The 12270-nt window shown below is 64.3% G+C and carries 10 protein-coding genes; 4 read left to right on the top strand and 6 right to left on the bottom strand.

Features of this window, described 5'->3' with window-relative positions; all coding sequences use genetic code 11:
* Positions 1-137: 137 nt before the first annotated feature.
* Complete coding sequence (locus tag DQW77_RS14120) at positions 138-1199, bottom strand: DMT family transporter (protein ID WP_113258877.1); 1062 nt, start codon at positions 1197-1199, stop codon at positions 138-140.
* A gap of 223 nt (positions 1200-1422) precedes the next feature.
* Here DQW77_RS14120 and DQW77_RS14115 point away from each other — a divergent pair, with 223 nt between their 5' ends.
* Complete coding sequence (locus tag DQW77_RS14115) at positions 1423-2298, top strand: hypothetical protein (protein ID WP_113258876.1); 876 nt, start codon at positions 1423-1425, stop codon at positions 2296-2298.
* Between the two features lie 143 nt (positions 2299-2441).
* Positions 2442-4628, top strand: a complete 2187-nt coding sequence (selD, locus tag DQW77_RS14110) for a selenide, water dikinase SelD (RefSeq protein WP_113258875.1) — start codon at positions 2442-2444, stop codon at positions 4626-4628.
* Here selD and mnmH read toward each other — a convergent pair.
* From mnmH to DQW77_RS14085, 5 genes are all read right to left on the bottom strand, one after another.
* Positions 4612-5679 carry a tRNA 2-selenouridine(34) synthase MnmH gene (gene mnmH / locus DQW77_RS14105; RefSeq protein WP_113258874.1) on the bottom strand — a complete coding sequence of 356 codons (1068 nt, stop codon included), beginning with the start codon at positions 5677-5679 and terminating at the stop codon, positions 4612-4614. The two genes, selD and mnmH, sit on opposite strands and share 17 nt — an antisense overlap.
* A 49-nt stretch (positions 5680-5728) precedes the next feature.
* Positions 5729-7462 (bottom strand): SulP family inorganic anion transporter, encoded by a 1734-nt coding sequence (locus DQW77_RS14100; RefSeq protein ID WP_113258873.1) that lies wholly within the window; start codon positions 7460-7462, stop codon positions 5729-5731.
* Between the two features lie 116 nt (positions 7463-7578).
* Positions 7579-8463: an MBL fold metallo-hydrolase gene (locus tag DQW77_RS14095; protein WP_113258872.1), complete on the bottom strand. Its 885-nt coding sequence runs from the start codon at positions 8461-8463 to the stop codon at positions 7579-7581.
* Between the two features lie 7 nt (positions 8464-8470).
* Positions 8471-8941 carry a YeeE/YedE family protein gene (locus DQW77_RS14090; protein WP_113258871.1) on the bottom strand — a complete coding sequence of 157 codons (471 nt, stop codon included), beginning with the start codon at positions 8939-8941 and terminating at the stop codon, positions 8471-8473.
* Between the two features lie 4 nt (positions 8942-8945).
* The gene (locus DQW77_RS14085) at positions 8946-9377 is read right to left on the bottom strand and encodes a YeeE/YedE family protein (protein ID WP_113258894.1); all 432 of its coding nucleotides are present in this window, start codon (positions 9375-9377) and stop codon (positions 8946-8948) included.
* A gap of 249 nt (positions 9378-9626) precedes the next feature.
* On the opposite strand from DQW77_RS14085, the gene DQW77_RS14080 reads away from it, so the two are divergent.
* The gene (locus DQW77_RS14080) at positions 9627-10763 is read left to right on the top strand and encodes a hypothetical protein (RefSeq protein WP_147094980.1); all 1137 of its coding nucleotides are present in this window, start codon (positions 9627-9629) and stop codon (positions 10761-10763) included.
* Between the two features lies 1 nt (position 10764).
* Positions 10765-12120, top strand: coding sequence for a hypothetical protein (locus DQW77_RS14075; RefSeq protein WP_113258869.1), 1356 nt, complete (start codon positions 10765-10767; stop codon positions 12118-12120).
* Positions 12121-12270 lie beyond the last annotated feature (150 nt).

The following is a 12270-nucleotide window of genomic DNA, read 5'->3' as shown; positions in this document are numbered from 1 at the left end:
TCTGCTGCATCACGACAAGGCCGCCCTCCCGGCGCCAGCGTCACGTTGTGGTGGGACCGCTGAAATATTGTTTCAGAATGGGGGGTTGTATCGCGATAGCGTGTTCGGCTGTAACATCGGCGATCGTTTGGCGTGCCTCAGACGCCCTTGAAATTCACGGTGCCCTCATGCTCGAGCGCTTCCTCCGCGGCGCGGCGGCGGGCTTCGCTTTCGTGGCGGCGTCCGTACTGCCCCACGGCGATCGCCGCGAGGATTATGATCCCGCCGGGCACCAGACCCGGGCCCGGATCCTCACCCAGAAGGACCATCGCGATCACGATCGCCGCCAGTGGCGAGAAGGACGTGGCCAGCGACACGTCGCCGGACCGGGCGAATTTCAATCCGATGTTCCAGGCAAGTTGCCCGACGATGATGACCAGGATCGCGTAGATCCATGTCCATTTCCAGACCACCGGCGCGAAAAGATCCTGAAAATGCGCCGGTCCGAACAGATAGATCGCCAAGAGGAAATAGAGCACGGTGCCGAGCATCGTGCGGTAGACCGCGAATATGCCCATGGGCACACCCTGAAGCCCGGTGCGGGTGACAATCGTGGAGGCGATGAACGAGAGTGTCGCCGCCACGGTGGCCATTTCGCCGGTTCCGAATTTCCACAGGGCGCCCTCGCTCTTGAGGGCGACGATGATCACCGCCCCGGCCAGCGCGATCAGACCTGCATAGAGTGACCAGGGATTGAGTCGCTCACCCAGGAAAAGCCAGGTTGCCAGAAGAAAAAGCGGCGGTTCGATCCGACCCACCAGAACGACGTTCGTGACCGTGGTGTGTTCCAGCGCATAGAAGAAAAGCCCCGGTGTCAGTGCCGATGACAGGAAGGCGGAAACTGTCAGCATGCCCCAGTCGCGGCGGGTCAGCGCGGCGAGGTTGTCGCGCGTCCAGTCCTTGTGGAAGACCGCGACCATCGGAACGAGGGACATCAGCGATCCCAGAAACAGCAGATTGCAGTAGGTGATCGCGTTGCGCCCGCCGGCAACCGGGTTCTGCGCTCCGATTTCGACCAGGAGCGTGACCACGGAATTTGCCGAGGCGTAGACGATCACCGCGATCCAGGCCGCGATCCCCCCGATGAGCAGCGTCGAGCCGCTCGGTCGATACTGTGAAAAGCTGGAGGTGGAGAAAGCTTTGGTTGCGGTATCGGCCATGATGCGGGTTCCATTGGCTTGACGTGGGCTGCGGCAGTGTCGTTCACGGGCTTCTGTTCATGCAATCTAGCGGTTCGTACAATCACGAGGGGATCACGTTGCGGTAAGCGCACGGAATCTTGTGCCCGGGCTCACGGCGGGATCACGCGGGCGGGACATGGCTTGAATTCTTCGTGTCCAACTGCGCAACTGGCGCCGACAGAGTTTTCCGCCGGAGGGGCGCATGATCGAGAACGAGGGCAGCAGCGAAAAACGGATCGTCACGATATTCGACGATATATACAACCTGCCGGACTGCCGGGATTATTTCCGGGCCATGTATGGGGCGGGTTTCCGTACCGCCCACCATGCCGCGAACGCCTTCCGGGGGGTTCGGGATGATCTGGCCCGGACCCGGGATCTGGAGTCGCTGAACATACTCGATTTCGCCAGCGGCTACGGGATCGCGGCGGCCCTGATGCGGCACGATTTGACTCTTGATGACGTGCTGGAGCGGTACCGGGACCCGGAATTCGACGCTGCGACGCCCGGGGAGGTGATGGCCCGGGACCGGGAGTGGTACGCGGCGCATCGCAGAGCCGGAAACAATGACCGGTTCGTCGGAATAGATATCGCGGATCTCGCGCTGCGATACGGGGTGGAGGCCGGCGTTTTCGACGCGGCTTACGCCGAAAATCTTCAGGCTGCCGACCCTGGAGAGGAGTTGCGCGCCTGGCTGGCGGAATGTGATCTTGTCGTTGAATGCGGAAGCGTGGCGCATATGCTGCCCGATGCTCTGGACAGGGTTCTCGGGGCTGCGGCGGGGCGCCGGCCATGGGTGATAACCGCGCCGATCCGTGGAAACGACACCGCGGCCGCGATCAAGGTTATGCATGATCACGGCCTGCTCGTGGAGGTGCTGGACATGCCCCCCTTCCGCCACCGGCGCTTTGCCGACGCGCAGGAACAGGCGCGCGCCATCGCCAATGCACAGGCGCGCGGGCATGTCACAGACGGCGTCGAGAGCACCGGTTATTTCCACGCGCAGCTTTACCTCGGCCGGCCCGAAGATGAGGCGACGGCGCCGCGCGGCCGCAGGGTAATTCCGGGATCGGGCTGACGGTCTGGTGATCTTGCGAAACTGATTTTCCTCAAGCCGTCGCGGGCGGGGCGATCACGGATCCGCGATCCCGGGGCGGTTGCCATTCCGGGGCTGGTGGTATCTATCTCGGGACGAGTCGAGCCAAGCCGGGACTGTTGGAGATGGATGCCGTTCTGCCGCTGACACGCGATCTTGTTCTTGTCGGGGGCGGGCATGCCCATGCGCTGGTGCTGCGGGAATGGGCCATGGCGCCGCTGCCCGGTGTGCGTGTGACCGTCATAGACCCGAGTGCCAAGGCGCCCTACACGGGCATGTTGCCGGGCTATGTTGCCGGGCACTATCGCCGCGAGGAGCTGGATATCGACCTTGTTCGCCTTGCGCGTTTTGCCGGGGCGCGGTTGGTGCAGGGCCGTGCGGCGGGCATCGACACGTCGGCGCGGCGCGTGCAAGTCGAAGGGCGTGGCGACATCGCCTACGACGTGCTGTCGGTGGATGTCGGCATCACCTCGTGCATGGACGAGATTCCGGGATTTTCCGAACACGCCGTTGCGGTGAAACCGATGGGTCCGTTCGCCGTGCGCTGGCGGGCTTTCTTGCGGCAGGTCGAGGCGGGCACCGTGGCGCCGCTGGCTACGGTTATCGGTGGCGGTGTGGCCGGCGCGGAACTTTCGCTTGCGATGGCGCATGCGCTTCGCGGCATCGCCGGCCCGCGGGCGGTCGTGACCGTGGTCGAGGCGGCCACACCCCTGCGCGATGTCGCCGGAGGCACGCGCCGCGCCCTGGAACGCAAGATGCGCGATCTTGGCGTCGGAATGCGCGCGGGCGTGCAGGTCGACGCGGTCGAGGCCGACGGGCTGCGCCTTTCCCGTGGCGAAAAGCTGCAGTCGGGGCTGGTCGTCGGGGCCGCGGGCGCGCGTCCGTGGGACTGGCTGCAGCGGACCGGGCTGGACCTTCGGGACGGATTCCTGAGCGTCGGGGACACCCTGCAATCCGCGGGTGACGATGCGGTCTTTGCCGCGGGTGACTGTGCGCATCTGGCCCATGCGCCACGGCCGAAGGCCGGGGTTTATGCCGTGCGCGCGGCACCGGTGCTGCATCACAATCTTCGCGTGGCGTTGGCCGGGGGAACCATGCGCCGGTTCCGACCGCAACGCGATTTCCTGAAGCTCGTGTCGCTGGGGGGACGGGCAGCGGTGGCCGACAAGGGCGGCATCGCCATTTCACTGCCGTTCATGTGGAACTGGAAGGACCGGATAGACCGCAAGTTCATGGAGAAATTCCGCGATCTGCCCCGCATGGCGCCGCCCGAACCGCCACGAGAGGCCGCGTTCGGGGCGCGCGAGGCATATTCCGGGGATCCGATGCTCTGTGGCGGGTGCGGTGCGAAGGTGGGGCCGGCGGCGCTGTCGGAGGCGCTTGACGGGATCTTGCAGACTTCGCGTGACGATATCCTGAGCGGCATCGGTGATGACGCGGGCAGCCTTGTTATCGGTGGCCAGGTTCAGGTTCTCAGCACCGATCATCTTCGTGCCTTCACCGATGACCCGTGGCGGTTCGCGCGGATCGCCGCCATTCACGCGCTTGGTGATGTCTGGGCCATGGGTGCAGCACCGCAGGCCGCGCTGGCCAACGTGATCCTGCCGCGCATGTCGGAAAGTCTTCAGGCGCGCAGCTTGCGCGAGGTCATGACAGCCGCCGGGCAGGTCATGGCCGAGGCGGGGGCCGGGATCGTCGGCGGGCATACATCGCAGGGCGCCGAGGCCGGTCTTGGATTCACGGTGACCGGGCTGGCCGACGGGCCATTGATCGGGCTGGATGGCGCCCGGCCTGGCGATGCGCTGATACTGACCAAGGCCTTGGGGACGGGCGTAATTCTTGCTGCCGAAATGGCCCATTCCGCCGATGCCGGGATCGTCAATGACGCCTATGCGGCCATGGAGCATGTGCCGCTGCGCGAAGCTGCGGCGCTGCGCGGGGCGCATGCGATGACAGATGTCACCGGTTTCGGCCTGGCCGGCCACCTCCTGGCCCTGTGCGAGGCCAGCGGGTGCGGTGCGGTTCTGGATATTGACGCGGTGCCGCGGCTTGCGGGCGCGGAGGCGCTGCTGGAGGCGGGGTGGCGCGCATCCCTGCACGCGGCAAATGCGGGCCATGCCGGGCCGCGCATCACCGGTGCGAAGGACGCCACCGTCGAGATCCTGCACGATCCGCAAACCGCGGGCGGTTTTCTGGCCGCGGTGCCGGCAGATGATGCCATGAGGATCCTGGGGGAGTTGCGGAGTGCCGGCGGCGCCGCGGCGCGGATCGGAGAGATCGAGGACGGAGCGCCGGTTATCCGCCTGCGTTGATTCCGGCCCGTTCGAGGGCCGCAGAGATGCGGGGCAGGGCGGCCGTCAGCCCGTCTTCCGAAAGATCATCCAGCGACACGGCCGCGTCGGGCCCGGCCATGTGCCGGCGGGCACGGTCATAGCCTGCGTCGTAATGCACCTGCACAAGTTCCAGGGCCAACTGTTCGAACGCGCCGTTGCGGGCCAGGCCCTGCCATCGGTCCACCACCGCATGTCCCCGGATCCCGCGCAGCAGGTCCAGCCGCGCGGCGAGGGCCGCGTGGTCAGCGGTGATGTCGACATAGCTGCGTGCAAGATAGCGCGCGCGCTCCGCTTGCGGCGCGCTGAGAAGCACTCGTGGGGCACTCTTCATGGCCGACCAGAGGGCGGGTGGCACGTTCAGGGTGCCGACACGGCTGGATTCCGCCTCGACGATGACTGGTTTCGCAGGGTCGAACCTGGCCAGGCGCTGCGCGATCATGCCCTCGAAAAGCTTCTGGCAGGGCTGTGTCTCGCGGCGCGCACCAAGCGCCGATCCGCGATGATTTGCAAGACCTTCAAGATCGATCACCTGCCAGCCATTCCCTGCAAGAAGTTGCAGGATACGGGTCTTTGCGGTGCCGGTGTTGCCGTCCAGGATCACCGGGCGCACCTGCAGCGGGGTGTCGTGCATCATCTCTGCAACAAGCCGCCGGTAGCTGCGATATCCCCCCTCAAGAACCGAGGTGCGCCATCCGATCTCGCTGAGGATAGAGGCGAAGGCGCCAGACCGCTGCCCCCCGCGCCAGCAATAGACGAGGGGCCGCCAGCTTCCGTCATGGCCGGATAACGCCCCTTCAAGATGCGCGGCCACATTGCGTGCCACATGCGCGGCCCCGATGCGGCGGGCCCGAAACCGATCATCCTGAACGTAGATCGTGCCGACTTCGGCGCGCTCCTCGTCCGACAAAGCGGGAAGGTTGATCGCCCCGGGCATGTGGTCCTCGGCGTATTCCGAGGGGGCGCGGACGTCGATGATGGTGTCGACGGAAAGCCGGTCGATCTGGCTGAGGGCGGTCAGGACGGTGCGCATGCAGGTGCAGATAGGCCAGATGCGCGCCGGATGCCAGAGAGCGCGGCGTCTATCCGGTCGGCTGGGCCTGTGGGCTGGTCAGGTGCGACCATGCCTCGAACTGGGTCAGGAACACGTCGCCGCTCATGTCTTCAAGGAAATGACTGCGGCGCAGACGGTCCATCACCGGGCCTTTCACCTCCGACAGATGCAGCCCGATCCCCATAGCCCGAAGCCGTTCATTGATGGCTTCGAGGCTTTCTAGCGCCGACATGTCCACTTCGTTCACTGCCGTAAACTGAAGGATCACGTCTTTCAGACCGCTATCTTCGGACACCCGGTTGGCGATGTAATCCTCCAGAAAGCGCGCATTGGCGAAATAGAGGCTTTCATCCACCCGCAGCGTCAGGAGGGCGGGATCGGTAACAACATCATGGCGCCGGATATTGCGAAAATGCTCGGTTCCGGGAACCCGGCCCACTTCGGCAACATGGGGTCGTGACGTCTTGTAAAGGTGCAAGGCGATTGACAGGGCCACCCCCGCGGACACGCCCGCCTCGACCCCGAATCCAAGTGTCACCAGACCCGTCGAAAGCACCGCCGCGAAATCGGCCCGCGAGAAGATCCAGGCGCGTTTCAGTACCGACAGATCCACCAGGCTGAGCACCGCGACGATGATCGTCGCCGCCAGCGTGGCCTTGGGCAGAAAATGGATCAGCGGCGTCAGGGCCACGGCGGCAATCGCGAGGCCGATGGCGGTGAACGCCCCGGCGGCGGGAGTTTCGGCTCCCGCATCGAAATTGACAACCGACCGCGCGAAGCCCCCGGTGACAGGATAACCGCCTGTGAAGGCCGCCCCAAGATTGGCCGCGCCCAGACCGATGAGTTCCTGGTCGGGGTCGATCCGCTGGCGTTTGCGGGCTGCCAGTGTCTGGGCGACCGAGATTGATTCGACGAATCCGATGATCGAGATCATCAGCGCCGGAACGAGAAGCGCCGTGACCAGATCGGTCGAGCTGTCCGGTATAGTGAAGGGCGGCAGGGCTTGCGGCACCGCCCCCACGATTTTCACGCCGGCCTTGTCCAACCCGAAAAGAGCGGTCACGGCCGTGGTCACGATCACCGCCGCCACCGGGCCTGCCCGTGTCATGATTTCAGCGGCCCGGGGTGCCAGCCCAACTCCCAGCAGAAGCGGTTTCAGCCCGCTCCTCGCCCAGAACAGAAACCCCGTGGCGCCGGCGCCGATCAGCAGGGTGATCCAATGCGTGTTGCCCAGCTGTTGCCAGAGACCCTGGACAAGGTGTGGCAGGGTGTGGCCAGAGGCGTCGATCCCGAGCAGGTGCCGGAACTGGCCGAGGGCAATCAGGATACCGGTTGCGTTGATGAATCCCGATATCACCGGGTGCGAAAGAAAGTTGGCCAGAAATCCCAGCCGGAACAGCCCGAGGATCAGCAGAATTCCGCCTGACAGCGCCGCGAGGGTCAGGGCGGCAGCGGCATAGCCGGCCGTGCCTTGCTGAGCCACATCGCCAATTGCGGCGGCGGTCATCAGCGACACCACCGCCACTGGTCCCACGGCCAGAGAGCGCGACGTGCCGAGGACCGAATAGATCAGGATCGGAACGATTGAGGCGTAGATGCCCGCCTCGGGTGGCAACCCGGCAAGCAGGGCGTAGGCCAGTGATTGCGGGATCAGCATGATCGTCACGATCACTGCGGCGATCATATCGCTGACAAACGTTTCCCGACCATAGGTGCGGCCCCATGTCAGGATCGGCAGGTGGCGGGCGAGAATGCGGGTCATGCTGGTGTCTCTGGCGCAAGGGGCGGGCGCAAACGGGGATTGGCGGCCTGCCGAGCGCAGACCTGCACATTACGGGTGGGGCGTGACCGGCCTTTCGGTCTGGCCGGGTTTTCCTGTCAGAGCTTGTTCACCGGAACCTTGAGCATCGGGTTGCCGTCGTGATCCTTCGGAATGTCGCCAGCGCGCATGTTCACCTGCAGCGAAGGGATGATGAGCCGCGGCATGGCAAGTTGTGCATCGCGTTCGGTTCGGAAGCGTATGAACTCCTCGCGGGTCTTTCCGCCACCCACATGAATGTTGCGCGCCTTCTCTTCGGCAACGGTTGTTTCCCAGGCGATGTCACGTCCGCCGGGCCCGTAATCATGGCACATGAACAGTCGCATGTCGTCCGGCAGGGCCAGAACCTTCTGGATACTGTCATAGAGGGTGCCGGCATCCCCGCCGGGAAAGTCTGCCCGGGCGGAGCCGCCATCCGGCATGAACAGCGTATCGCCCACGAAGGCCGCGTCGCCGATGACATGGGTCATGCAGGCCGGGGTGTGGCCGGGTGTGTAGATCGCGAAGGCCGGCATCGTGCCGATCATGTAGGTATCGCCGTCCTCGAACAGGGCGTCGAACTGGCTGCCGTCGCGCTGGAATTCGGTGCCTTCGTTGAAGACCTTGCCGAACGTGTCCTGCACGAGGATGATCTTCGCCCCGATGCCGATTTTCCCGCCCAGCTTTTCCTGTATGTATGGCGCGGCGGAAAGGTGATCGGCATGGACGTGGGTTTCTATGATCCATTCCAGATCGAGACCGCGTTCGCGGACCCTGTCAATCATGGTGTCCGCGTGGTCGAAGGTGATGCGACCGGCGGCATAGTCGATGTCCATCACGGAATCGACGATCGCACAGCTTTGCGACGCTGGATCCTTCACGATGTAGGAGATGGTGTTGGTCGCGTCGTCGAAGAAAGCCTCGACCTCGGGCTTGACGGTCATGGTAACGGGGGTGTCCTTCATGATCTCCTCATCCTTTCGGGCTGGTCTGGGGCCGCGGCGCCTCCGCCGCGGCAGGGTTGGTCAGGTTGCGGAGCGCCTTGGCGCAGAGGATACCGGCCACGAGGGCGGCGACGAATGTCAGCACGGCCGGGTTCAGGGTGCCGATCGCGGGCAATGCCCCGCCCGGGCAGAACCCCGCGATACCCCAGCCCACGCCGAAGAGCGCAGAACCTCCGATCAATCGGATGTCCAGCCGGGTGCCGGTGGGCAGTTGGTAACGTTCGCCCATCACGGGGGCATGTGCCGCCCGGCCGAAGACAAGGCGGTAGCCGAAGAATGTCACGACCAGTGCACCGCCCATGACGAAAATGAGAGACGGATCCCAGTTTCCTGCGAAGTCGAAGAAATTCAGAACCTTGGCAGGATTTGCCATGCCCGAGATCACGATTCCGAGCCCGAACAGAAGGCCGATGAAGTAGGTTGTGAGAAGGCGCGTCATCAGGTCAGCCTCCGATCACGTGGCGGATCACGAAAACCGTGCCGGCGGTGAAGGTCATGAAGGTCAGGGTGGCGGCAATGGACCGCCGCGACAGCCGCGCCATGCCGCAGACGCCGTGGCCGCTGGTGCAGCCCGCGCCGAACGTAACGCCGAGACCAACGATGAAACCGCCCGCGATCATCATCGGCATGCTCACCGGCACCGCGATTTCCGGCAACCGGCCGGTCAAAAGCAGCATCGCGCCCGGTGCCGTGACCATCCCGGCCAGCACGGCCGCGCGCCAAGTCCAGTCGGGCCGCGACTCTGGTTGAAGAAATCCTGACAAAATGCCGGTCGCGCCCATTACGCGGCCCAGCGTCAGCATCAGCAGCACGCTCGCGGTGCCGATCAGGGCACCGCCGAAAAGTGACTGTAGGGGCGTGAATTCCGTGATCATGCGGGTCGGCTCCTTTTCGTTCTCGGCGGCGGCGGTCGGCCGGTCTGTGCCCGTGTATATCGTCTGTTCATGCGATTCGTCCCGAAGGTTCGGATCATATATTCGAGAAAACGAATATTTAAAGATCCCGGCCTCGAATTCACAGGCACTGACGCGCCGTTCATCCGGTAGGTCCGCAGGAACAGCGCGACAGGCGGCCCGGGCCACAAGGCCACACCTGACGCTGATGGGCGCCCGGTGGCGCACTCCGTGATTGACTTGGACCGCGAAATCAAAGACTTTGTGGAAAAATACGATAAAAACGAGCAGATTGAGGGCAGTCTCATCATGAAACAGATCGCGGCAGGTCTTTTGGCCTTCGCCCTATTGGGCGGTTGTGACAGCGGCTCGAACCCGTTCAAGGAGAGTGAAACCGCCGGCGCCGATGGTGGTGGTGCGGATAACGGCGACGCCGGGGGCGGTGATGCCAATGGCGGCGGTGACGAGGCGGGCGGCAGCGAGGCGATAAACACGGCGGTCACAGTTCCAGCCAACCTGGCCGGTCAGGTGCGCAACGCGATATTCGATCCTGACGCCGAAACGTTGACCATCGAAGGGGTGAACCTCGACGAAGTGCCATTCACCGCCGAATATAAAAGGAAGTCTTCGCTGGATCGCGGGAACTACTTGGCATTCACGGTTCAGGAGGATCCCCTTGACCGGCATTTCACGGCCTATGCAGCACAGTCCAACAACAGCGGCGCGGTGCGTGCCGTGGTTGCAGGCAGCCCCGGGCCGCGAAACCGCTCCTTTTTCGGGGCGACGTTCGAACGCGACGGCAATTTCGACAAGCCGGAGGTCACCTCGAGCAGCGGCCTTGTCAGCTATGCCGGCAATTATGTTGGCGTGACCAATATCGGCGACGTCAACGGATCAGACCTGAAGGAGATTACTGGTCCTGACGTTCCGGACGAGCTGGTCATTCCCCAGGCTCTTACGGTCAGTGGCGAGGCGTTCGTGAATGCCGATTTTGCCGACAATCGTGTTGAGGGGAACATCGTCAGGCGTAAGATTGTCGAGATAGGGCAAGAGCTGCCTTCATTGGTCCTGGTCGTGACCGATATCGCAGGAAACGGAACCTTCGAGGGCGGCGTCGAGTATGAAACCGGCGATCCACGATCCAATACCACCGATTTCGTTGGAATTGGTGGATATGGCGGCGTCTTTGGCGGGCCGGATTCGGACGGATTGGCCGGGGTGATAAACCTGGAAGAGTTTGATGGCGTGAGTAACCCGGTCGGATTCGAAAATGAGCTGGAACGAGGTATCTTCGTACTCGATCAGTGTGGTTCGGCGGTTTCGTCACCTGTTTGCGCGAATGTGAATCCCGACGCCGGCTCGCCGTGATATGTGGCGCACCGCCGCCCTGATCTGCCTTCTCGCCGCAGGTATCCCTTCGGCCCGCGCCGAGCCTGTAACCATGAGCCTGCCGGAGGCACATGCCATGGCCGAGGCGGCACTTGCGTCGGGCCGGCCGAGGCTGGCCTATGAGCTGGGCGAAGGGTTGCAGCAGGCGGACCGGCGCAACCCCCATGCACATTTCTACCAGGCACTTGCGCTGGCGCAGGCGGAAGCCTGGCGCGCGGCGGAACACAAGGCGGCCCGCGCCTACTGGCATGCCCGGACCCCGGAACAACGCTTTCAGGCCGCGCAGTTGGCGGCCCGCCTGAGCTATGCCGACACGCGTTTCACCGGGTCGCAGTTCTGGCTCCGGCGGGCGGTGAATCACGCCCCGGACGACGTGACCCGTGACGCGACGATCAGGTCCTATCGCGCGGTCAGGCACCGCAATCCGCTGCGGTTCAATCTGCGGGCGTCGGTCACGCCGTCGGATAATGTCAATAACGGCGCGTCGAGCCCCCTGAACGTGATCGACGGGGTGCCGGTCGTGGGCCTGCTGAGCCCGTCGGCGCAGGCGCTCGAGGGTGTGATCGCGACCGCGCATTTTATCGGATCGTACCGGCTGGCGCAGGGCGAGGGCCGCGAGACCCGGACCACCTGGCGGCTGCACAGCCGCCGTGTCCACCTGTCGGACAGTGTGGGGGGGCTTGACGGCGGGGATCTGTCGTCCACCACAGCCGAAGCGGGTTTGCGTCAACTTCTGGCGCAGGGGCCGGCGATCACCTGGCGGCTGGACCTGGGGGCAGGGCGGACGTGGTACGGTGGTGATCCCCTCTATGATTTCGCCCGCCTCGGCGTTCAGCGCCACCACAGGGCGAGCCCGCGGCTGGCCTGGGCACTGGGCGTCGAGATCCAGGGGCAGCGCGACGAAGCCGGACGAAATGCGGATACCTCTGTCTACAGTGCCTTCGCGGGTATCACCCGGTCGATTGGCGAAGAGGGAGATCTGGGGCTGCGGCTGCAGCTTCGCGACGCCGACAGCGACGGTGTGAACCGCAGCTTCACCCAGTGGAGCGCGATTGCAAGCTATCGCCCGTCGCGGCAGCCCGGCCTGGTGGATCTGGATTTCAGCTTGGGGGTGAGCAGCCTTGACTATGATCGTTTCCGGATCGGCTTCATCGCGGTGCCTGGCGGGCGCCGGGACGAGTCGGTCTTTGCCCGCATCACGGCGACGCTGAAAAGCGTCAACTACATGGGTTTCGTGCCCGCGATATCCCTGACCCACGAGCAGAGCCGTTCCAATATCAGCCGCTTCGAAGTTGAAGAAACGGCGCTTTCGGTGGGTATTCGTTCAGAATTCTGATGGCGCAGCAGTTTTGCTGCAGGCAGTCCGTCGTTGGGGCGTTGGGTGCCCTCTTGAATTCGGCAGGTGCGTCGATGACAGGATCGGCGGTGCCGGCCGCCGTGTCGTTCAGGGTCACAGGCAGTTTCACGTCGTTTTCCGGTTTCCATA

This window comes from Roseovarius sp. TE539, assembly GCF_003298505.1.
Classification (GTDB): Bacteria; Pseudomonadota; Alphaproteobacteria; order Rhodobacterales; family Rhodobacteraceae; genus Roseovarius.
The sequence above is the reverse complement of the archived record's forward strand: the minus strand, read 5'-3'. Positions and strand labels throughout refer to the sequence as shown.